Source organism: Lentzea sp. NEAU-D7, from assembly GCF_026242055.1.
Lineage (GTDB): Bacteria > Actinomycetota > Actinomycetes > Mycobacteriales > Pseudonocardiaceae > Lentzea.
In genome coordinates this window covers 237,050-257,741 of the sequence record NZ_JAPJDL010000002.1, presented here as the reverse complement: position 1 = coordinate 257,741, position 20,692 = coordinate 237,050, and the positions used below count along the sequence as shown (strand labels likewise).

The following is a 20,692-nucleotide window of genomic DNA, read 5'->3' as shown; positions in this document are numbered from 1 at the left end:
ACTCGGCACGCGCGGACCGCGGCGCATTGCAGCAGAAGAGTTAATGCGCCTGCCGGGAAGTCCGTCGGCGGCGCAACTGAAAGCCGCGATTCCCGCGACGCGGGAACCCGTCGTTCGGCCCTAAAGCGACCCGTTCTACCAGGCACGAAGACCGACGCAGTGCCGAGTTGGCCCGCTAAACGCCGAAAACGCGTTCATTTCAGCCGGTCACCACAAGTGCGCGCCAGTTGAGACGAGTGCCAGTTGAGACGGAATGCGCAAACGATTGACCGACTGATCCCCTCCGGGCACCATGTATTGCGCCGAACCGCAACGGTCGGGATATGGTGGTGCCCAGTGGGGGAAATTTCTGGCGCAGCACGTCTGGAGGAATCCGTGGACCCGGCACTGGACGCCTTGCGCGACCGGCTGGCGGAGATCGTCGCGTCACCGCCGGACAACACCGACGAGCTCGTGGACACGCTGAGCGGTCTCGCCAAGCTCTCGAACCAGTGGTCGGAGGCGATCCAGGCGCTGCGCGCGCCCACCCGCAGACTGATCGGCCCGGCCGCCGCCGCTTCCGTGAGCGTCGCCGCCCGCCGCGCCGAGGAGTCGTTCATCGAGCTGGAGATCACCCTCGGTGACGCGCTGGCGGCCCAGCCCCGCGCGATCCGCCAGCCGTGAGACGGCCCTCCTCCACGCCGCCGGGCGGCCCGAACGCCGACGAAACGGCGTGACGGGCCTGACCAGGCAACTGCACTCTGTGTGATAGCTCTGCCGGTCTCCCACCCGAGACACACCCGATCGGAGGGTTCCCGCGCGTTCTCCGCCTGGCGGATGATTCGCCCGTTCGGGGTTTCAGGGGCGGGAGGGGGCACTCGTCGTACACACGCTGTGCAACCGGACCCCCGCGACGGGTCACCCTCCGTGAGCGGGCATGATCGCGTATCCGACGCCCTCGGCTCACCAGGCGCGCGATGACCGAGCGTGGTCTAATCGCCGCCACGTGAGGATCGGCCGTACACAGTTTGGACTCGATCTCGAATGACCTCAGGTCTGCCCTGCCCCATCTGCGAGGGGCCGGATCGACGTGGCAGCCTCGAGCGCTCCCTGAGGGTGCTCGCCGTCGACGACGAGGCACCCGCGCTGGAAGACCTCGTCTACCTGTTGCGCTCCGATCCGCGCATCGCTCACGTGGAAGCGGTCACCGACGCGACCAAGGCGTTGCGCGTGCTGCACCGCGCGATGGACGCCGGGCAGCCGCTGGACGCGGTGTTCCTCGACATCCGCATGCCGGGGCTGGACGGTCTCGACCTCGCCCGCGTGCTCTCTCGGTTCGCGCAGCCGCCGCCCGTCGTGTTCGTGACGGCGCACCAGCAGCCCGCCGTGGAGGCGTTCGAGCTCAAGGCGCTCGACTACCTGCTCAAGCCCGTGCGCCCGGAGCGGCTCGCGGAGTCCGTGCACCGCATCGTGCACGAGGTCTGGGACTCGAAGACCGCCACCGAGCAGGCCGCCCCGGCTCCCGCGCAGCCCGCGAACTCCACGCCGCCGGAGATGGGTGACGAGGTCATCCCCGTCGAGCTCGGTGGCGTCACCCGGTTCATCCGCCTCGCCGACATCCGGTACGTGGAGGCGCACGGCGACTACGCCCGCCTGCACACCGCGACCGGCAGCGGCCTGGTGCGCGCGGCGTTGAACGGCCTGGAGGAGCGCTGGCGCAGCGCGGGGTTCGTCCGCATCCACCGCAGCCACCTGGTGTCGCTCGGCCACATCGACGAGCTGCGGCTGGAGGACGGGCACCTGAGCGTCACGATCGGCGGCGCGGTGCTGCCGGTCAGCCGCCGGCACGCCCGGCACCTGCGGCAGCTGCTGGTCCGCCGCGCCCGTCCCACCCCCGTGGCGGGTCAGCCCGCCGGCGCCCTGCAACCGAGGAACGGGCTCGGGTCGTGACGACGCCGCCACCCCGGAGGCCGGTGGAGAAGCCGACCCAGCGCGTGGTGGTGACGAGCCCGCGCACGCGGGCGCCCCGTGCGCGCCGCCCGTACTCGGGCACGCGCGAGATCAACGAGCAGAGCGAGCTCGGCGCCGTCTACATGCGCACGCTGATCCGGGCGCAACGGCGGCTGGGCCTGTCGGTGTGCCTGGTGGCGACCGGGGCCCTGGCCCTGCTGCCGTTGCTGTTCGCGATCGATCCGGAGCTCGGCAAGTTCCGGATCCTCGGGCTCGGGCTGCCGTGGTTCCTGCTGTGCGTGGCGACGTGCCCGATGCTGCTGCTGGCCGGCTGGTTCTACGTGCGGCAGGCCGAGCGCAGTGAACGCGAGTTCGCGGAGCTGGTCGAACGTCCATGACGAGTGGTTACGCCGTCGTGGCGGTGCTGGTCGTCGCACTGGGCACGATCCTGGTCGGCACCTACGGACTGCGCGTCTCCCGCACCACGTCCGACTTCTACGTCGCCTCGCGCACCGTCTCGCCGTGGTGGAACGCCTCGGCGATCGGCGGCGAGTACCTCTCGGCCGCGTCGTTCGTCGGCATCGCCGGGCTGATCTTCGCCTACGGGCCGGACATGCTGTGGTTCCCGGTCGGCTACACCGCCGGGTACCTCGTGCTGCTGACGATGGTCGCGGCGCCGCTGCGGCGTTCCGGTGCCTACACGCTGCCGGACTTCGCCGAGGCCCGCTTCCGGTCCCGCGGCGTGCGCGCGGTCGCGTCGATCCTGGCGCTGGCGATCGGCTGGCTGTACCTGCTGCCCCAGCTGGAGGGCGCGGGCCTGACGCTGAACACGGTGACGGGCGCGCCGGACTGGGTGGGCGCGCTGATCGTCACGGCGGTCGTGACCGTGAACGTGATGTCGGGCGGGATGCGGTCGATCACGTTCGTGCAGGCGTTCCAGTACTGGCTCAAGCTCACCGCGATCGCCGTGCCGATCGTGTTCCTGGTCGTCGCGTGGCAGGTGCGCGGTTCCGACTCGCTGACCAGGCCCGAGTACCCGGTCTTCCGGCAGGACACCGAGGTCTCGTTCCAGCGCCCGACCACGATCCACGCCGAGAGGTCCGTCTTCGTCAGGGGCACCGGCGAGATCGACGGCGCACGCGTCGAGAACACCGGTGTGGTGCTGACCGAGGGCTACCACCGCATCGGGCAGGGCTCGGAGTTCACGTTCCCGAAGGACGCACCGGTCCCGCATCTGTCCACAATGGCGCACAACACCAACGAGATGTGGTCGCTGCCGATGTCGAGCGGCCAGGACTTCCCGTTGTACGGCGCGTATTCGCTCATCATCGCGACGTTCCTGGGCACCATGGGCCTGCCGCACGTGATCGTGCGCTTCTACACGAACCCGAACGGCACGGCCGCGCGCCGCACCACGTTGATCGTGCTGGGCCTGCTGTCCGTCTTCTACCTGATGCCGCCGATGTACGGCGCTCTGGGCCGCCTGTACACACCGGAGCTGTTGATGACCGGCCAGACCGACGCCGTGGTGCTAGTGCTGCCGACTCGGATGATCGAGGGCGTTGGCGGCCAGTTGCTGGGCGCGCTGGTGGCGGGTGGGGCCTTCGCGGCGTTCCTCTCCACGTCGTCGGGCCTCGTGGTGTCGCTGGCGGGCGTGCTGTCGCAGGACGTGCTGCGCCTGGGCGGCGTGCGCGGTTTCCGGATCTCCACGGTGCTCGCGGGCCTCGTGCCGCTGGCGATGACGTTCATCTCCACCGGCATGCCCGTCGCGGACATGGTCGGCCTGGCGTTCGCGGTGGCGGCGTCGTCGTTGTGCCCGTTGCTGATGCTGGGCATCTGGTCGAGTCGCATCACGAAGGCCGGTGCCATCGCCGGCATGCTCGCGGGCGGCGTCCCGGCGCTGACCGCGGGTCTCGTCACGATGTTCACCGACACCGGCGACGCCTGGTACGAGATCCTGCTGTCGCGCCCGGCCGCGTGGACGGTCCCGCTCGGTTTCACGGTGATGTACGTCGTCTCGCTGCTCACCCCCCGGCACCTGCCGTCGGGAGTGCAGCGCACGATGGTCAAGCTCCACGCCCCCGAGAACCTCGGGCTGGACGGCTCCGGCTCCTCCTCCTCGGCCGACGAGCGAAGCTAGTGTCGAGCCACACCACTAGAAGGTGACGCGCCCATGCAAGACTTCCTCACCGCCGCCGCGATCCTGGTCGTCGGCGGAGCGGCCGTCCTCGTCCTGTGGCGGGGCACGCGCAACAAGCAGTCGCTCTCGACCGAAGCCCAGCGCGTCACCTACGAGACCCTCCACACGGCCTGGTCCGCCGCACCCCCGCTGCGCGCGGGCCTCGTCCCGGACGCGGCGAAGAAGTCGGCGCGGCACCTCCGGACGTTGCTGGACACCCCGGCGCTGGCGCTGACCGACGAGACGGAGGTCGTCGCCTGGGAAGGCGTCTCCGACCACCACGCGGCCGACGCCATGACCCAGGCCGAGGACGTCTTCCTGACCGGCCGCACCCAGGCGTTCGACATACGCTGCGCCGAACCGAACTGCCCGATCAACTGCGCCGTGGTCGCACCCCTGACCGTCGAGGGCCGCGTGGTCGGCACCCTGGCCGCCTACTCCCGCGAAGCCTCAGCGGGCCTCGTCCGCGCGACGAACCAGGTCGCCCGCTGGGCGGCGGGCCAGCTGGAGCTGGCCGAGCTGGACCGCTCCCGAACCCGCCTGGTCGAAGCAGAAGTGCGCGCCCTGCGAGCCCAGATCTCCCCGCACTTCATCTACAACTCGCTCTCGGCCATCGCCTCCTACGTCCGCACCAACCCGGAACGGGCCAGAACCCTGCTCCTGGACTTCGCGGACTTCACCCGCTACTCCTTCCGCCGCCACGGCGACTTCACCACCCTCGCCGAGGAGCTGCGCTCCATCGACCAGTACCTGGCCCTGGAACGAGCCCGCTTCGGCGAACGCCTGAAGGTCACCCTGCAGGTGGCACCCGAGGTCCTCCCGGTGACCGTCCCGTTCCTCTGCCTGCAACCTCTAGTGGAGAACGCGGTCCGCCACGGCATGGAGGGCAAGGTGGAACCGGGCCACATCCAGATCTACGCGAACGACGGCGGCGCCGAGGCCCACATCACGATCGAGGACGACGGCATCGGCATGGACCCGGAGAAACTCCGCCGCACCCTCGCCGGCCAGGTGGACGAGTCCGCCGGAATAGGCCTCGGCAACATCGACGAACGACTCCGCCGCGTCTACGGCGACGAGTACGGCCTGGTCGTGGAGACCGCCTGCGGGCTGGGCACGAAGATCACCGTGCGGGTGCCGAAGTACCACGCGGGCATCAACGGCATGTGACCGCACGCTCCCGCAGGGGTCCCCTCGGATTCCGGCTCCCCCGCGACCCAAGGTACCGACGAGGTCCGACACTTCCGCGAAGCAAACCGTCCCGCACCCCTCCGCCCGACCAACACCCCTGCCGCCCTACGCAACGGCGCGGCCGAGGCGTCCCTCCGCCACAATCGGCACCGGCGACACCGCGCCACCTGTGCCGCGGCAATGGCGGAGCCGAAGCCTCCCTCACAAGGAGGGCAACGGCATGGCGGGGCCGCCCTGCCGCTCACGGCAAAGACGAACCCAAGGCGCCCCGCCACGCGCCAGGGCAACGACCACGCCGAAACACCCCAGCCACCCACGGCGATGCCGCGGAGGCCGGGCCGTCCCTCCACACGCGAAGAGCGACAGTGGGACCGGGCTGCCCTGCCGCCACGGCAAAGGCGAAGCCGGGGCGTCCTTCCGCGCGAAACGCAACGGCGAAGCCGAGCCACCGTGCCACCCACGGCTACGGCGGAGCCGAGGCGTCCCACCATGCGCGCAGGGCGACGGCGGAGCCGAGCCGCCCTGCCGCCCAACGCAACGGCGAAGCCGAGGCGTCCCTCCAGACGTGCAGGGCAATGGCGGAGCCGAGCCGCCCTGCCACCCACACCAATGGCGAAGCCGAGGCGTGTGAACTAAGGCCTGCTGGTCAAGCGGTGGTGGCGCAACCCCGACGGCGATTGGGGCTTGACCTTGAGGGGGCGGGATGCTCCCCTCATGGGCACGGCCGGGCGCTTTTCAGCCCGGCCTTTTCCGGCCGTCAAGCATCCCGCCAGAGGCTCAAGGTCAAGCCCCAATCGCTATCGACGCGCAGCGGCGATGACCGGCACCGGCCCGGTACTGCCCGACCAACCACCCACGCAAGGTGACGTGACCGCACAGGTGACCACCCCGCTGGAACCGGCGCCAGCTAACGCAAACCGACCCGCACCGGTGCCAACCCGCAAACCCTCGCAAGGTGACCGCCCGCCCGGCAGGTGACCACCCCGCTGGAACCGCCACCAACCAACGCAAACCGACCCGCACCGGTGCCAACCCGCAAGCCCTCGCAAGGTGACCAGAGCGCACGGCAGGTGACCACCCCGCCGGAACCGCCCACCAACCAACGCAAACCGACCCGCACCAGTGCCAACCCGCAAGCCCTCGCAAGGTGACGTGACCGCACAGGCGACCACCCCGCTGGAACCGGCGACAAGCCAACGCAAGCCGACCCGCACGAGATGCCAACCCACCCAAGGCGACTGCCCAGCAGGCGGCCACCCCGCCCAAACCGGCGCCAACCACCCGAGGCCACCCCGCCGGCCGCCCTCAGCGACCACTCATCGCACATCCCCGCGACAAGCGGTCCCCCCAGCCCCCACCCGACCAACAAACGCCGGAGCCACCCTTCCGCAGGGTGACTCCGGCGAAGCCGAACACGACCCTCAGCTGGCAGCCTTGGCAGCCCGACGATCCGCGGCGTCCAGCACGGCCCGAACCCAGTCCAGCTCGTCCGCCCCGCAAGCCCCCTCAACAGCGGCGCGACGAAGCCGGACCCAAAGTCCCAGGTCGGTCCACTCCTGGAACCGGCGGTGCACGGTCGGCACGGTCACCCCGAACGAAGCCGGCAGGTGCCGCCAGGCGCACCCGGAGGTCAGCACGAACACGATCGCGGTGAACACCGACCGGTTGCAGACGCGGCCGCGCCCGCCGCCCTGGCGGCGCACCTTGGCCGGTGGGATCAGCGGTTCGACGACGGCCCACAGGTTCGCGGACACCAGGCGGGACGAGAGCTGTTCGATGACGTCACCGCGGCCGGGTTCCTGCTCCGGCTGCCACGCGGACGTGCGCATCCAGGAGTCCCGGGGCGTCATGTCGGCCGGGCGCGGGTCCTGGCGGGTGGACTCTGCGCGCTGGCGGGAGCGGAGCAGGGTGGCCAGGGCCGTGTCCTCGGCCGTGGTGCGGCGCTGGGGGACGGCGTAGGCCTGGTGCTGCTGGGCGTGGCGCGTGATCTCGGCGCCCACGGTGCGGCGGAACGACGGGTTGGCCGCCAGGCGCGGGTCCACGGGCTGGCCGTAGCGGACCGGGGCCTGGCCCACGGCCGCCTGGCGCGGCGGGACCTGGCGTGGTGGAACGACGGGGCGCCCTGGCACCTGACGGGGCGGGACCTGGCGCGCGAGGCGCGGGTCCGGGGTGCGAGCGAACTGCGAGTCGGTCATGGTGTGGTCCTCCGCCAGGACTTTTCCGTCAGGTGACAGCGCTCACAGTAAGAAAGCGGCCCGAAAACGGGTAAGTAGGTAGGCCATAAAAGGCGATGAGCGGCTGCGCCGTGGCGATGCGCGGCCCGCCCTGTTGAGACGAGTGGCGCACTGTCTGCGACGAACGGATAACCGGTCGTGGTACCGCTCTCACGATCGGGTGGTGTCGCGGTCGTGGTGATCCACCGTTGACGCCCCGGTTACCGTCGAGGACGTGAAGCTCTTGGCCACCAGCGACCTGCACGTCTCCTACCAGGACAACCGCGACGTCGTGGCGGCGATCGCCCCGCCGGACCCGGCTGACTGGCTGATCATCGCCGGGGACGTCGCGGAGAAGTTCGACTCGATCGAATGGACGCTGCGGACGCTGCGCCCGAAGTTCGCCAGGGTGATCTGGTCGCCGGGCAACCACGAGCTCTGGACCACCAAGGACGACTCCAACCAGTCCCGCGGCGAGATGCGCTACAAGCAGCTCGTGGAGCTGTGCCGCAGCCTCGACGTGATCACGCCGGAGGACCCGTACGTCACGTTCGACGGCCCGAAGGGACCGGTCACGGTCTGTCCGCTCTTCCTGGGCTACGACTACTCCTTCCGGCCGCAGGGTGCCACGGACGTGCAGTCGGCCCTCGCCATCGCGCACGAGGCGGGGGTGGTGTGCACGGACGAGTACTTCCTGCACCCCGACCCGTACCCGTCGCGCGAGGCGTGGTGCGAGGCGCGCGTGCGGGAGACCGAGGAGCGGCTCGCCCAGATCAGCGGGCCGACCGTGCTGATCAACCACTACCCGCTCGTCCGCGACCCCACGTTCGTGCTGCGCTACCCGGAGTTCGCGCTCTGGTGCGGCACGACGCTGACCGCGGACTGGCACCGCAGGTTCAACGCGGTCGAGATGGTCTACGGCCACCTGCACATCCCCCGCACGACGGTCTACGACGGCGTGCGGTTCGACGAGGTCTCGCTCGGCTACCCGCGCGAGTGGAAACCACGCGGCACCACCCAGGTGAAGCTGCACGACGTGCTGCGGGAGTCATAAGTGCTGGAACAGCTGTTTCCCGCGCCCATCGCGGTGGTGGAGCGGTACAACGACGACGAGCCGGTCGAGCTCTTCCCCGAGGAGGAGGCTCAGCTCGGCAACGCCGTGCCCAAACGCCGGTTCGAGTTCGGCACGGTCCGGGCCTGCGCCCGCGAGGCCATGCGGGCGCTGGACGTCGCCCCCGCCGCCATCCTGCCGGGCCCGAAGCGCGAGCCGCTGTGGCCGGACGGCGTCGTCGGCAGCCTCACGCACTGCGCGGGCTACCGGGCCGCGGCGCTCGCGAGGACGAGCGACTTCGAGACGATCGGCATCGACGCCGAACCGCACCTGCCCGCGCCGGACGGCGTGCTGGGCGCGATCGCGATCCCGGCCGAGCTCGGCAGGATGGCCGGCCTGAACGCCGACGACCCGAAGATCTGCTGGGACCGGTTGCTGTTCAGCGCCAAGGAGACCACCTACAAGGCCTGGTTCCCGGTCACCCGGCGCTGGCTCGGCTTCGAGGACGCGGACATCACGCTCGACCCCGACGGCACGTTCCACTCGCGCATCCTGCTGCCCGACTCCCCGATCGCCGGGTTCGACGGCCGCTGGCTCGTGCAGGGCGACCTCCTCGTCACCGCCATAGCCGTGCCCGCGCGGGGGTGAGGGGCGTGTCCTGTTGTTCCGGAACAGGACACACGAGTGTCGGATTGATCAACCATGGTGCACAGTGGTGGGGTGAACCCTCGACCGCCGGGAGGCAACCATGGGCGAGGACGTCGCGAAGCACGAGTTCACGCGCGAGGACCGCACGCGGTACCGCACCAAGGTGCGGCGATGCCTCGACGTGTTCGCGCGGATGCTGCGTGAGGCCCGCTTCGACTTCGAAAGGCCGATGACCGGCCTGGAGATCGAGATCAACCTCATCGACGAGCACGGCGATCCCGCCATGAAGAACCACGAGGCGTTGAACGTCATCGACGACCCGGACTTCGTGACCGAGCTCGGCCAGTGGAACATCGAGATCAACGTGGCCCCGCGCCGGCTCGCGGGCGGGGGCATCACGGCCTTCGAGGAGACCGTCCGCCGCAGCCTCAACTCCGCCGAGGAGAAGGCCCGCGAGGTCGGCGCGCACATGGTCATCAACGGCATCCTGCCGACCCTGCGCCCCAAGGACATCTCCCCCGACCTGCTCTCCGGCAACCCGCGCTACGCGTTGCTCAACGAGCAGGTGCTGGCCGCGCGGGGCGAGGACCTGCAGATCGCCATCGACGGCGTCGAGCGCCTGCACCTCACGGCGAACTCGATCGTCCCCGAGGCCGCCTGCACGAGCACGCAGCTGCACCTGCAGGTCAGCCCGGAGCAGTTCCCCGCCTACTGGAACGCCGCCCAGGCCATCGCGGGCGTGCAGGTCGCGGTCGGCGCGAACTCGCCGTTCTTCCTCGGCAAGGAGCTGTGGCGCGAGACGCGCATCGCGTTGTTCCAGCAGGCCACCGACACCCGCGGCGACGAGCTCAAGGCCCAGGGCGTGCGGCCGCGCGTGTGGTTCGGCGAGCGGTGGATCAACTCGATCTTCGACCTGTTCGAGGAGAACGTCCGCTACTTCCCGGCGCTGCTGCCGATCTGCGACGACGAGGACCCGCTGGCGGTGCTCGACAAGGGCGACACGCCCGCGCTGAGCGAGCTGAAGCTGCACAACGGCACCATCTACCGCTGGAACCGGCCCGTGTACGACGTGGTGCGCGACCGGCCGCACCTGCGCGTCGAGAACCGCGTGCTGCCCGCCGGGCCGACCATCGTGGACACCCTGGCCAACGCGGCGCTGTACTTCGGCCTGGTGCGCGCACTGGCCGAGGACGAACGTCCACTGTGGTCGCAGATGAGCTTCCAGGCGGCCGAGGAGAACTTCAACGCCGCCTCGCGCAACGGCATGGACGCGCAGATGTACTGGCCCGGCGTCGGCACGGTGCCGGTCGTCGAACTGGTGCTGCGGCGCCTGCTGCCGCTCGCCCACGAGGGCCTGATCCGGTGGGGCGTCGACTCGGCGGAGCGCGACCGTTTGCTGGGCGTCATCGAGCAGCGGTGCCTGAGCGGCGTGAACGGCGCCACCTGGCAGGCGCGTGAGTTCCACCGGCACTACGACCACACGCACATGGACAGGGCGGACGCTCTGCGCACGATGCTGCGGACCTATGTGGACCTGATGCACGCCAACGAACCCGTGCACACCTGGCCGCTGACGTGAGAACGAGGGGTGGCCGCCGGGGCGGCCCCCCCACTCACAAAAAGTCCGCGGGGCGGTGTCTGGGGTCCTGTTGCCCCCCCCCCCCCCCGGCCCCCCCGGGGCCGCGGCGGCGCCCCGGGGGGGGGCCCCGCCCCCCCCCCACCCCTCTCACATCATGACGTCGGGAAGTTGTCTGGCGTCCTGATGCGCTCCCGCACCCAGACACCGGCCGGCTTCAGGACGCCGGTGCCCGCGAACGTGGTGCCCGAGCAGGTGCCGGTCTTGAACACCGCACCCGTCAGGCCGTCGTCGGAGAAGTTCCAGTTGGCCCACGAGATCTTCTTGCGCGCCATCAGGTCGATGTACTTCTGCGACATGGTGAAGTCGTTCGTCCCGCCACCGGACGCGGCCTGCGTGCCGAACTCGGTCACGAACACCGGGACCTGGCTCGACACCTGGTCCAGCACGCTCAGGTAGTCGTCCCGGTGGGCCTGGGCGTAGAAGTGGAACGAGTACATGAAGTTGGTCGCGTTGACCCTGTTGTTCAGCACCTGCGACGGGCTCTGGCCGTCGGAGTGGCCGAAGGTCGACCAGCCGTTCGTGCCCGAGACGATGAGGCTGTCCGGGTCGATGTTGCGGATGACCGGGATCATCTGCTCGGCGTAGGACTTGACGCTCGCCCACGACGTGCCGTTCGGCTCGTTGGCGATGTCGTAGATGATGTTGGTCTTGTCCTTGTGCCGGTTGGCGATCTCCGTGAAGAACGTCTTGGCGCGGGACAGGTTGTAGTTCGGGTCACCGGGCGAGAGCTGGTGCCAGTCCACGAGGACGTAGATGCCGCGGCGCGTGGCCTCCTCGATGTAGCCGTGCATCATGTCGGTGAACCTGCGGGGGTCGGTCTCGTAACCGTCCTCCTGGATGTACATGGCGACGCGGATGAAGTCCGCGTTCCAGTCGTTCACCAGCGCGTCCCACCACTGGGACTTGGAGCACTGGTGGTACCACTGGATGCCGTGCGTGCTCATGCCGCGCAGCTGGATCGGGTTGCCGTACTGGTTGCAGAGCTGCACACCGCACACCCGCAGCAGGCCGTTGACGTCGTGCGGCCTGGTGCCACCGGGCGTGCCCGGCTGGGTGCGCACCGAGACGGAGTTCGACGCTCCGGACAGGTTGCCCGCCGCGTCACGCGCCTGCACGGTGAAGGTGTACGAGGTGTCCGGCGTGAGCCCGGTGACCGTGTGCGTGGTGCCGGACGCGGTCTGACCGTTGGACAGCACGTACCCGGTCACGCCCACGTTGTCGGTGGACGCGTTCCACGCCAGCGACACCGAGGTCGCCGTGGTGCCCGTCGAGCGCAGGCTGCCGGGAACCGAGGGAGCCGTGGTGTCCGGCGTGCCCGACTGGGCGTCGACGTCGACGCGGTCCAGGTTCGGACCGCCGTTGACCGTCGTCGCGACGGTCTTGATCTTGTTGGAGCCCGCGTTCAGGGTGACGGTCGTGGACCTGGTGGTCCACGACGTCCACGCGCCCGTGCTCGGGAACGAGAACTGGCTCGCCACCACCGAGCCGTTCACCGAGATGTCCATCGGGCGGTTCGCCGTCTGGCCGTTGGCGAACCGGAACGTGAGCGTCGCCGGACCGGCGGTGCCCGCGTTGACGGTGAACTCGACTGAGCTGCCGACCTCGTTGTCGTAGTTGACGAAGCCGGAGCCGGTGAAGCCGGCGTGGTTCGACTCGACGAGGCCGTTGGAGATGGTCGCGCTCTCCGCCTGGTACTGGACCGGAGCGGCGACCGCGACGGCCGGGACGACAGCGAGTGTCAACGCTGCCGGGACGACCAACAACAGGGATCTGGCCACAGGGTGCCTCCTGTGTAAGGGGGACAGCAGGGCGCGGCGGCGATTTAGTTAAGAAGGTTTCCTATCAGTGGTGGCTTGAATCACAGCACCAGACCACTGCTCGTGTCAACAAATTCGGGCGACCGGAACAAGCGGGATGAGGCATCCTCGATCACCTGATGCGATCCACAGTCACCGTGACACCAGCACAGCTTCCGGAGGTGCTGCTGCACGTCGCCGTCGTCCGACCGGTCTTCCTCTGGGGAGCACCGGGTATCGGCAAGTCCTCGCTCGTCCGCGAGTTCGCCACCGAGCTGGGCCTCGAGTGCGTCACGCTGCTCGGCACGCAGCTCGCGCCGGAGGACCTCATCGGAGTTCCGGAACTGGTCGGTGGCCGATCGCGGTTCGCCCCGCCGGAGGCCATCGCGCGGCAGGACCCCTACTGCCTGTTCCTCGACGAGCTGAACGCCAGCTCCCCCGAGGTGCAGAAGGCGTTCTACTCGCTGATCCTGGACCGCCGGATCGGCTCCTACGAGCTGCCGAAGGGCTCGATCGTGATCGGCGCGGGCAACCGGGCCGTCGACAACGCCCTGGCTCGTCCGATGGCGTCCGCGCTCGTGAACCGCATGATCCACGTGCACCTCACGGCGTCCGCGCGCGACTGGCTGGCGTGGGCGCGGGAGAACAACATCCACCCGTGGGTGCTGGAGTACCTCACGCAGCGCCCGGACCACCTGTGGAGCAAGGCGCCGAAGGTCGAGGAGTCGTTCTCCACGCCGCGCGGGTGGCACATGCTCTCCGACGCGCTGCACTCGTTCGGCGACGACATCTCCGAGGACCTGCTCGGGGTGCTGGCGTTCGGCACGGTCACCGCGAACCACGCGTCGATGTTCAAGGCGTACGTCAAGACCGTGCGCAACGCGTTCGGTCTGGAGGCCGTGCTGCGCGGTGACGTCCGCTGGCCGTCGGCGCCCCAGGACCGCGACCTGCTCTACTTCCTGGGCGAGGCGTTCCGCGCGCGGCTGGTGAAGGAGCTGCCGCACGACAAGACGCACGCGTCCGCGGCGGGCAAGCAGCTGGCGCACCGCGGCAAGGCGCTGCTGCTGGAACTGGCTGAGCTGTCGCTGGAGATCGCGCAGATGGTGATCGCGGCCGACGACGACGGCAACCCGGTGCTGCCCGCGTGGTTCCTCGTCGAGGTCACCCGCGACCTGCCCCGGCTGGTCGCGGCACGCGCATGAGCAAGCGCGGGAAGGCCGTCACCGACCAGGCCGCGCTGGGCTTCGAGGCCGCACGCGCGGCGATCCGCCTGCATCCGCTGTTCGCACCGTTGAGCAGTTACGAGAGCCGGAACTCCGACCACCCGTGGGCGGACATCTCGCTGGACGGGTCGATGCGTGCGCACCCGACGCGCAAGGCGAGCGAGGCCGAATGGGTGTGGGTGTTCGCGCACTGCTTGCTGCACCTGGGGTTCGGCACGGCGTCCTGCGACGACGTGCTGGACTTCCAGCCCGCGATCCGGCTCGGCACCCGGCCCGTCTCGTGGGAGCCGGGCCGGTGCGTGCGGGGCGGACCGGCCGCGGACCCGGAGAGGTGGGCCGCGCGGTTCGCCTCCGGCCTGTCCAACGCCGCCGTGGCCGCGATCGACGTGGCGGGCGGAGCGCGGTCGTCGTTGTCCGACTCGCGGCCGGTGCGCAGCGAGTGGGACCTCGCGCTGAGCTGGTTCGTGTCGAACTACCCGCTGCTGGGCGCGCTGGCGTCGACGATGAAGGTGGTCGCGGACGCGGAACTGGCGCGCGGCTGGGACATCTCCATCGCGGCGGTGTCCACGGCCTCGGCCGAGATCTACGTGAACCCCTTGGCCGGCCTGACGAAGCAGGAGTGGCGGTTCGTGCTCGCGCACGAGATGCTGCACGCCGCCCTGCGCCACTGCGACCGCGTCGGCGGGCGTGATCCGTACCTGTGGAACATCGCCGCCGACTTCGTGGTCAACGGCTGGCTCGTCGAGATGGGCCTCGGCTCGGCGCCGGAAGGCGTGCTGCACGATCCGGAGCTGCGCGGCCTGTCGGCGGAGTCGGTGTACGACCGGATCGCGGTGGACCTGCGGCGGTACCGGAAGTTGCTGACGCTGCGGGGCAACCACCAGGGCGACCTGCTCGGCGAACCGCTGCGCGGGCCCGCCGATGTCACGGATCTGGACGAGTTCTACCGGCGCGCCCTGCTCACCGGCCTGAGCTACCACAGCTCGTCCCGCGGGCTGCTGCCCGCCGGGCTGGTCGAGGAGATCCGGGCGCTGGAGCAGCCGCCGTTGTCGTGGGACGCCCAGCTGGCGCGGTGGTTCGAGGAGTTCGTTCCGGCGGTGGAGAAACGGCGCACCTACGCGCGTGCGTCGCGGCGGCAAGCGTCCACTCCGGACATTCCGCGGCCCGCGTGGGCGCGGCCGGAGTCGCTGGAGTCGCGGCCGACGTTCGGCGTCGTGCTCGACACCTCCGGCTCGATGGATTCCAAGCTGCTGGGCAAGGCGCTGGGCGCGATCGCGTCCTACGCCGCGGCACGTGACGTTCCCGCCGCACGCGTGGTCTTCTGCGATGCGGTGGCCTACGACGCCGGATATGTGCCCGTGGAGGACATCGCGGAGCGGGTGAAGGTGCGCGGGCGCGGCGGCACGCGGCTGCAGCCCGGCATCGACCTCCTCGAACGCGCCGACGACTTCCCGTCGAGCGGCCCGGTCCTCGTGATCACCGACGGGTTGTGCGACGTGCTGCGGATCCGGCGCGAGCACGCGTTCCTCATACCGGCGGGCGCCCATCTGCCGTTCCGCGCGCGTGGCCCCGTGTTCCGGATGTCCTGATGGAGATCGCCTGTGACGAGTCGGGGTCCGAGGGCGAGAAGCTCGTCGGCGGCGTCACGGCGGTCTTCGCCCACGCCGGGGTCTCCTTGTCCGAGGCCGAGGCCGCGCAGTGCGTCGAGTCACTGCGCCAGATGATCAAGTCACCTGCCCTGGAGTACAAGGCGAACCACCTGCTGCGGACGAAGAACCGCTGGGTGCTGCTGTGGTTCCTCGGCCGGGACGGCCCGCTGGCCGGCCGTGCCCGCGTGCAGCTGGTCGACAAGCGGCGGTACCTGGCCTCGCGGGTGCGGGCCGAGTTCGGCGCGGTGACAGGGCCCCTGGAGGTGTACAACGACCTGCTGCGCGCCCGCGGCCCGCGCGGGGCGCTCGACCCGTTGTTCCCGGCGATCCTGCGGACCGTCGCGCAGTGGGACGGGCCGGTGTCGATCGTGCACGACCAGCAGCTGTCGCTGACCGCCGGACGGATCCAGCGGCTCAGGGAACTGGCTCCACGGCTGGAAAGCCTGACGCTGGTCGACTCGCAGGACGACGCCCGCGTGCAGGTGGCCGACTTCCTGGCGGGCATCGCGCGGCGGGTCGCGGAGGAGGAACTGAACGGAAAGCCGGACCGAGAGGTGATCGAGTTGCTGATGCCGTTCGTCGTCGGGCCTACGATGTGGAATGCCTGACGCCATATTCGCCGACCCCAGGTTGGCAAAAATCTACGACGCCTTCGACGGGCCTCGCCTCGACCTGGAGTTGTATCTCGGGATCGCGGCCGAGGTCGAGGCGAGGAGCGTGCTCGACATCGGGTGCGGAACGGGGTCCCTGGCGGTGCTGCTCGCCTCGTCCGGCCGGGCGGTCGTCGGGGTGGATCCGGCGCTGGCCTCGCTGGAGATCGCGCGCGCCAAGGAGTCCCGGGTCACCTGGATCCACGGTGACGCCACCACGCTGCCCCCGATGTCGGTCGACCTCGCGACGATGACCGGGAACGTCGCGCAGGTGTTCCTCGGTGACGACTGGGAGGCCGCGCTGCGGGGTGTGCACGGCGCCCTGCGTCCCGGCGGGCACTTCGCGTTCGAGACGCGCCGGCCGGAGGAACGGGCCTGGGAGGACTGGGCGCGTGTGAAGCCGCGGGTGCTGGTCGGGGTGCGCGAGCAGTTCGACCTGCTCGACGTGAGCATGCCGTTCGTGTCGTTCCGCCACACCTACGGTTTCCCGGACGGCTCGGTGATCACCTCGGACTCGACGCTGCGGTTCCGCTCACGCGCCGAGGTCACTCACAGCCTGGTGCGCTGCGGCTTCGAGGTCGTCGACGTGCGGGACGCGCCGGACCGGCCGGGCCGCGAGCACGTGTTCCTGGCGCGCAAGGTCAGCTGACCAGCGCCGGCTGCTTCCAGGCCTGCACCAGCCACGGCAGGATCCTGGGCAGCCGGTCGGCCACGATGTCGTGCAGCACCAGCACTATCCGGCCGGTGCGCACGGGACCGGCGTCGAGCCACACGACGTGCATGAGGACGCCGGTCTGCAGATCGAGCCCCGCCTCCGCCTCCGCGAGGGCCGCGGGGGTGGCGGCGGCGGGATCCGCGACCTCGTGGTGCGCGAAGCCGGAACGACACAGCTCAGGATGCAGTTCCACCAGGGACTCCATGGCGGCGGCCAGACGTCCCACGCCCAGCCCTGCCCGAACCTGCACCGTAATGGTTCTCACGTTAGGAGAGCCTAACCTAGGTTCCATCCCGGATCACGCCCACTGAGTCCCAGGACACGGTCGAACAGAGTCGCGTTCGAGCCGACCTCCACCGCGGCTCCGAAAAGAGAGCCGTCCCGGTCGTCCGGGCCGATCTGCGACACGAATCCGTGGACGATCTGGAGCAGGTCCTCCTCGACCTCGAACGGCTGCCCGGTCGCCTTCGCGAGATCCCAGCCGTGCAGCACGACCTCGTCCAGCGCCACGGCACCGGCGACCTCACCGGGCAGGTCGACGCCGCCCGCGCGGGTCATGCCCTCCCAGGCCTCCGGCGCACGCCAGGCCGTCGCGAGCTCGGCCAGCCGGCGCGGGATCGACTCCCGGAAGTCGAGCGGCAGCCGGGACGCGTCGCCGGTGCCCGCACCCTCCAGCGGGGTCTTCAGCGCCGCCATCGTGAACGCGACCGACAGGCCGTTGACGTGGTCGAGCAGGTCGCCGACCGTGTAGTCCGGGCACGGGGTCGGCGCCAACAGGTCACCGTCCGCCACGTTCCGCACCAGACCGGCGAGCCGGTCCGTCGCCGGGGTCAGGTCGAACATCAGTAGCCGTCGCCTCCCCAGAACTGTTCTTCCAGCGTGTCCGCGGTACCGGCGAGCAACTGGAGCGGGTCGGTGAACTCGTGGATGTCGAGGTCCTTGAGCGGCAGCGAGTGCCGCACCACGACGTGCTCCCCCATGATCGCGAGGCCGCACGCGACGGTGGAGTTGCCCACCTCCGCCAGCACCGCCCGGAGGTCGACGTCCTTGGCCAACCCGCACGGGGAGGCGATCTGCACCCACTCGTGCATCTTGTCGAGCACTTCCCGGACGATGATCACGACCTGCGTGCGGTCGTCCTCGTCCTCCTCCACGTCCCCGAAGGTGAAGAGGATCCTCAGCTCCTCGTCCTCGTCGTGGATGACGTCGTACTCGGCGCGGACGTAATCCGCGAGGTCTCCCCAACTCGCCATGGCGCAACCCTACTGGCCGCGATGGCCCACAGCCCCACGACGAGCACGGCGCCCACCTCGGCGATGAGCAAGATCCTCTCTATGTAGCCCAACGGGAACACGCGCCACCACCGAACGTCGGAGACCATGCCCATCACAATGGCGTACAAGATCGGCATGAATGCGACAACGCTCAACAAACCGGACAACATCGTCCACTTCGCGTGCTTGCCCCACACGTGGTCCCTGAGCCACGGCCGCGCGAGCAGGATGACGGCGATCGGCAGGCTCACGAACGCGAGCATGCTGCCGAACCGGTGGATGCTGCCGCTGAGCTCGTTGGTGCCCATTGCCCAGTTCGTCTTCGGGAACACCACCACGAGGAACAGCCCGACCGACCAGAGCGCGAGCGCGATCGAGCCGCCGGACCGCCACCTCGCCAGCCCCTTGTGCACCAGCACGCCGAGGATCGCGAGCGACCCGGCGGCCAGCAGCACCACGGAGACGTCGAAGACCGGGCGGTAGTCGCCCAGCGCGTACTCGCTGATCGTGCGGCGCAGCGGGCCGACCGTCAGGTCCAGCAGACCGACCATGGTGATCGTCGCGACGACGGCGAGCGAGCCGCCGATGGCGGCCAGGCGAGGTATGAGCACATAACGGACAACGTCGAGGTGAACGCGCCGGGTTCCTGGGTTCAGGAACCCGACAGGTCGCACTCAGGATCTCGACAGGATCAGCCGAGGACGCTCCCGCACGTGATGTTGACCTGCGCTCCCGTGATGGTGCGCCCCCAGTCCGAGGCCGCGAACACCGCCGCCCGCCCGACGTCGCCGAGCGTCGCCGCCCGCCCGAGCAGCGTGTCGCCGACGATGTCCTGCTCGATCGGCGCCCGGTGCTCCGGCGGAACCGACTCGGGGATGCCGCCTGTCTGCAGGGTCACCACCCGCACGCCGTGTGGGCCGAGCTCGGCCGCGAGCTGGCGCCGCATCGACTCCACCGCGTCGAACGCGGCGAGCAGACCACCGAGCTGCCACTTGCGGTGCGCCGACGGCTCACCGGTGCCGCCGAAGAACAGGATGACGCCGGAGCGCTGCCTGATCATGTGCCGGGCCGCCGCCCTCGACGTGAGGAACTTCGACCGGACCGCCGACACGACGGGACTGAGGTAGTCCTCGACGCTCATCTCGACCATCGGCGTGCCCTGCACGTCGTTGTCGGTGGTGACGTTGACGGAGATGTCGATCCGCTCGAACGCGGCGGCGTGCCGGTCCACCGCCTGCTCGTCGAGCGCGTCGACCACGGCGTACTCGGCGCCCAGCTCGGCGGCCCTGGCCTTGAGCGTCGCCTCCGTGCGGCCGGCCAGGTGCACGCTCGCGCCCGCCTCGGTGAACGCGGCGGCGATCGCGCCGCCCACGTTGCCCGCACCGCCGTAGATGACTGCGGTCTTCCCGTTGAGGTTCATCGGATCGCCGGTCATGGTGTCGAGGCTAGTGCCTAGGTCGTGTCCCGGAAGTTCGTCCGGTGGCAGGCGCGGGCGAGAGACCCGGAGACGGCGCCGCCGCGATGCCCTCATACCGGGCCGTATTCGGGCGTCGCGGCGGTGTCGTCTCCGGGGCCCTCGGCCGCCACTGCCGCCCGACGGGACTTCCGGGAAACGGCCTAGCGCAGCGCGACGCCCGCCTCAGCCGCCACCGCGTCGGACACCGCCGTCAGCGCCGGCGAGTCGAGCTTCCACTGCTGCCAGTACAGCGGCACGGAGATGGTGCGGCCCGGCACGAGGTCGACGAGGCCGTCCTGGAGCTGTTGCGGCGGCACCATTCCCCAGCCGAGCCCCGCCACGATCGCCCGCACGTACACCTCGGACGACGGCACGTAGTGGCGGTGGTCCGAGGCGCCGCGGCCGCGGGTCAGCGTGCGCACGAAGCGGTCCTGAAGATCGTCGTTGCGGTCGAACACCACGACCGGCGCGTCCGGCAGCCACGTCTTCGGCGGGCCGTCCCCGTGGCGCTCCACAAAGGACTGCGAAGCCATTGCCGCGTACCGGATCTCGCCCAGCTTGGTCACCGAGCAGCCCGCCACCGGCTCGCGCGAGGACGTCACCGCCGCCATCACCAGACCCTGCCGCAGCAACGCCGTCGTGTGGTCCTGGTCCTCGCGGTGCAGGTCGAACGAGATCCGCAGCTCGGGCGGCACCCGCTGCAGGGCGGGCAGGAACCACGTGGCGAGCGAGTCGGCGTTCACCGCGATCGGCACCCGCACGACCGCGTCCTCGCCGAGCGCCGCGTCGAGGTCCTGGTCCAGGGCGAGCAGTTGCCGACCGTAGCGAACGATCACCTCGCCCGACGGCGTCAGCCGCACCGGGCGCGCCCGCACCAGCAGCACGCGGCCCGTTCGTTGTTCCAGGGCCTTGATGCGTTGTGAGACAGCGGAAGGAGTGACGTGCAGGGCGGTGGCGGCCGCGTCGAACGTGCCCGCGTCGACGACCGCGAGCAGCGTCCGCACCAGGTCGAGGTCCATCACGCTGGCTAATGGTACTTAAGAATCTTTAGCTGGTCTCATCAAGACGGCGTAAATACC

General features: G+C 70.1%; 19 protein-coding genes and 1 pseudogene. 12 read left to right on the top strand and 8 right to left on the bottom strand.

The window, feature by feature from the left end:
- Window positions 1-375: 375 nt before the first annotated feature.
- The 5 genes from ORI60_RS04575 to ORI60_RS04555 all read left to right on the top strand — a co-directional run bounded on the left by ORI60_RS04575 (window position 376) and on the right by ORI60_RS04555 (window position 5,278).
- Entirely contained in the window at window positions 376-663 is a 288-nt protein-coding gene (locus ORI60_RS04575; RefSeq protein WP_266034591.1) for a hypothetical protein, read from the top strand.
- Window positions 664-1,023: 360 nt separating this feature from the next.
- Window positions 1,024-1,929, top strand: a complete 906-nt coding sequence (locus ORI60_RS04570; RefSeq protein ID WP_266034588.1) for a LytR/AlgR family response regulator transcription factor — start codon at window positions 1,024-1,026, stop codon at window positions 1,927-1,929.
- Between the two features lie 23 nt (window positions 1,930-1,952).
- A complete protein-coding gene (locus ORI60_RS04565; RefSeq protein WP_266034585.1) occupies window positions 1,953-2,327 on the top strand; it encodes a hypothetical protein in 375 nt (124 codons plus the stop codon).
- Complete coding sequence (locus ORI60_RS04560) at window positions 2,324-4,069, top strand: cation acetate symporter (protein WP_266034583.1); 1,746 nt, start codon at window positions 2,324-2,326, stop codon at window positions 4,067-4,069. Before ORI60_RS04565 ends, ORI60_RS04560 begins: the two co-directional genes overlap by 4 nt.
- Before the next feature lie 33 nt (window positions 4,070-4,102).
- Window positions 4,103-5,278 carry a sensor histidine kinase gene (locus tag ORI60_RS04555; protein ID WP_266034580.1) on the top strand — a complete coding sequence of 392 codons (1,176 nt, stop codon included), beginning with the start codon at window positions 4,103-4,105 and terminating at the stop codon, window positions 5,276-5,278.
- 1,445 nt (window positions 5,279-6,723) lie between these two features.
- Here ORI60_RS04555 and ORI60_RS04550 read toward each other — a convergent pair.
- Window positions 6,724-7,128: pseudogene (locus tag ORI60_RS04550) on the bottom strand (transposase); the annotation flags it as partial.
- A gap of 619 nt (window positions 7,129-7,747) precedes the next feature.
- Between ORI60_RS04550 and ORI60_RS04545 the strand changes: the two are divergent.
- The 3 genes from ORI60_RS04545 (at window position 7,748) to ORI60_RS04535 (ending at window position 10,790) form a co-directional block, all read left to right on the top strand.
- Window positions 7,748-8,566, top strand: coding sequence for a metallophosphoesterase family protein (locus ORI60_RS04545; protein ID WP_266034577.1), 819 nt, complete (start codon window positions 7,748-7,750; stop codon window positions 8,564-8,566).
- The gene (locus ORI60_RS04540) at window positions 8,567-9,211 is read left to right on the top strand and encodes a 4'-phosphopantetheinyl transferase family protein (protein WP_266034574.1); all 645 of its coding nucleotides are present in this window, start codon (window positions 8,567-8,569) and stop codon (window positions 9,209-9,211) included.
- A gap of 100 nt (window positions 9,212-9,311) precedes the next feature.
- The gene (locus ORI60_RS04535; RefSeq protein ID WP_266034571.1) at window positions 9,312-10,790 is read left to right on the top strand and encodes a glutamate--cysteine ligase; all 1,479 of its coding nucleotides are present in this window, start codon (window positions 9,312-9,314) and stop codon (window positions 10,788-10,790) included.
- A 152-nt stretch (window positions 10,791-10,942) separates the two neighbouring features.
- On the opposite strand, the gene ORI60_RS04530 is transcribed toward ORI60_RS04535, so the two are convergent.
- On the bottom strand, window positions 10,943-12,628 hold the full coding sequence (locus ORI60_RS04530) for a cellulase family glycosylhydrolase (RefSeq protein WP_266034568.1): 1,686 nt from the start codon (window positions 12,626-12,628) through the stop codon (window positions 10,943-10,945).
- A gap of 158 nt (window positions 12,629-12,786) precedes the next feature.
- On the opposite strand from ORI60_RS04530, the gene ORI60_RS04525 reads away from it, so the two are divergent.
- Genes ORI60_RS04525 through ORI60_RS04510 form a run of 4 tightly spaced genes read left to right on the top strand, consistent with a single transcriptional unit; the run spans window position 12,787 to window position 16,817 of the window.
- Window positions 12,787-13,848 carry an ATP-binding protein gene (locus tag ORI60_RS04525; protein WP_266034565.1) on the top strand — a complete coding sequence of 354 codons (1,062 nt, stop codon included), beginning with the start codon at window positions 12,787-12,789 and terminating at the stop codon, window positions 13,846-13,848.
- Window positions 13,845-15,458: a DUF2201 family putative metallopeptidase gene (locus ORI60_RS04520; protein WP_266034562.1), complete on the top strand. Its 1,614-nt coding sequence runs from the start codon at window positions 13,845-13,847 to the stop codon at window positions 15,456-15,458. Before ORI60_RS04525 ends, ORI60_RS04520 begins: the two co-directional genes overlap by 4 nt.
- Window positions 15,458-16,126: a DUF3800 domain-containing protein gene (locus ORI60_RS04515; RefSeq protein WP_266034559.1), complete on the top strand. Its 669-nt coding sequence runs from the start codon at window positions 15,458-15,460 to the stop codon at window positions 16,124-16,126. The genes ORI60_RS04520 and ORI60_RS04515 overlap by 1 nt, the downstream gene beginning before the upstream one ends.
- The gene (locus ORI60_RS04510; protein ID WP_266034556.1) at window positions 16,119-16,817 is read left to right on the top strand and encodes a class I SAM-dependent DNA methyltransferase; all 699 of its coding nucleotides are present in this window, start codon (window positions 16,119-16,121) and stop codon (window positions 16,815-16,817) included. The genes ORI60_RS04515 and ORI60_RS04510 overlap by 8 nt, the downstream gene beginning before the upstream one ends.
- On the opposite strand, the gene ORI60_RS04505 is transcribed toward ORI60_RS04510, so the two are convergent.
- From ORI60_RS04505 to ORI60_RS04480, 6 genes are all read right to left on the bottom strand, one after another.
- A complete protein-coding gene (locus ORI60_RS04505; protein WP_266034553.1) occupies window positions 16,810-17,148 on the bottom strand; it encodes a hypothetical protein in 339 nt (112 codons plus the stop codon). The two genes, ORI60_RS04510 and ORI60_RS04505, sit on opposite strands and share 8 nt — an antisense overlap.
- A gap of 11 nt (window positions 17,149-17,159) precedes the next feature.
- Window positions 17,160-17,726, bottom strand: a complete 567-nt coding sequence (locus tag ORI60_RS04500) for a TIGR03086 family metal-binding protein (protein ID WP_266034550.1) — start codon at window positions 17,724-17,726, stop codon at window positions 17,160-17,162.
- Window positions 17,726-18,136 carry a hypothetical protein gene (locus ORI60_RS04495; RefSeq protein WP_266034548.1) on the bottom strand — a complete coding sequence of 137 codons (411 nt, stop codon included), beginning with the start codon at window positions 18,134-18,136 and terminating at the stop codon, window positions 17,726-17,728. Before ORI60_RS04495 ends, ORI60_RS04500 begins: the two co-directional genes overlap by 1 nt.
- Window positions 18,061-18,768: a DUF998 domain-containing protein gene (locus ORI60_RS04490; protein ID WP_266034545.1), complete on the bottom strand. Its 708-nt coding sequence runs from the start codon at window positions 18,766-18,768 to the stop codon at window positions 18,061-18,063. Before ORI60_RS04490 ends, ORI60_RS04495 begins: the two co-directional genes overlap by 76 nt.
- An 80-nt stretch (window positions 18,769-18,848) precedes the next feature.
- Entirely contained in the window at window positions 18,849-19,577 is a 729-nt protein-coding gene (locus tag ORI60_RS04485; RefSeq protein ID WP_266035442.1) for an SDR family NAD(P)-dependent oxidoreductase, read from the bottom strand.
- A gap of 197 nt (window positions 19,578-19,774) precedes the next feature.
- Window positions 19,775-20,632: a LysR family transcriptional regulator ArgP gene (locus ORI60_RS04480; protein WP_266035441.1), complete on the bottom strand. Its 858-nt coding sequence runs from the start codon at window positions 20,630-20,632 to the stop codon at window positions 19,775-19,777.
- Between the last annotated feature and the right edge of the window lie 60 nt (window positions 20,633-20,692).

What these genes read in the sequence shown, in the direction of transcription:
- ORI60_RS04570 (WP_266034588.1), top strand. Translation starts at nt 1,024, where the DNA reads ATGACCTCAGGTCTGCCCTGCCCCATCTGCGAGGGGCCGGATCGACGT.
- ORI60_RS04515 (WP_266034559.1), top strand. Translation starts at nt 15,458, where the DNA reads ATGGAGATCGCCTGTGACGAGTCGGGGTCCGAGGGCGAGAAGCTCGTC.
- ORI60_RS04525 (WP_266034565.1), top strand. Translation starts at nt 12,787, where the DNA reads ATGCGATCCACAGTCACCGTGACACCAGCACAGCTTCCGGAGGTGCTG.
- ORI60_RS04520 (WP_266034562.1), top strand. Translation starts at nt 13,845, where the DNA reads ATGAGCAAGCGCGGGAAGGCCGTCACCGACCAGGCCGCGCTGGGCTTC.
- ORI60_RS04510 (WP_266034556.1), top strand. Translation starts at nt 16,119, where the DNA reads ATGCCTGACGCCATATTCGCCGACCCCAGGTTGGCAAAAATCTACGAC.
- ORI60_RS04560 (WP_266034583.1), top strand. Translation starts at nt 2,324, where the DNA reads ATGACGAGTGGTTACGCCGTCGTGGCGGTGCTGGTCGTCGCACTGGGC.
- ORI60_RS04495 (WP_266034548.1), bottom strand. Translation starts at nt 18,136, where the DNA reads ATGGCGAGTTGGGGAGACCTCGCGGATTACGTCCGCGCCGAGTACGAC.
- ORI60_RS04500 (WP_266034550.1), bottom strand. Translation starts at nt 17,726, where the DNA reads ATGTTCGACCTGACCCCGGCGACGGACCGGCTCGCCGGTCTGGTGCGG.
- ORI60_RS04555 (WP_266034580.1), top strand. Translation starts at nt 4,103, where the DNA reads ATGCAAGACTTCCTCACCGCCGCCGCGATCCTGGTCGTCGGCGGAGCG.
- ORI60_RS04535 (WP_266034571.1), top strand. Translation starts at nt 9,312, where the DNA reads ATGGGCGAGGACGTCGCGAAGCACGAGTTCACGCGCGAGGACCGCACG.
- ORI60_RS04480 (WP_266035441.1), bottom strand. Translation starts at nt 20,632, where the DNA reads ATGGACCTCGACCTGGTGCGGACGCTGCTCGCGGTCGTCGACGCGGGC.
- ORI60_RS04485 (WP_266035442.1), bottom strand. Translation starts at nt 19,577, where the DNA reads ATGAACCTCAACGGGAAGACCGCAGTCATCTACGGCGGTGCGGGCAAC.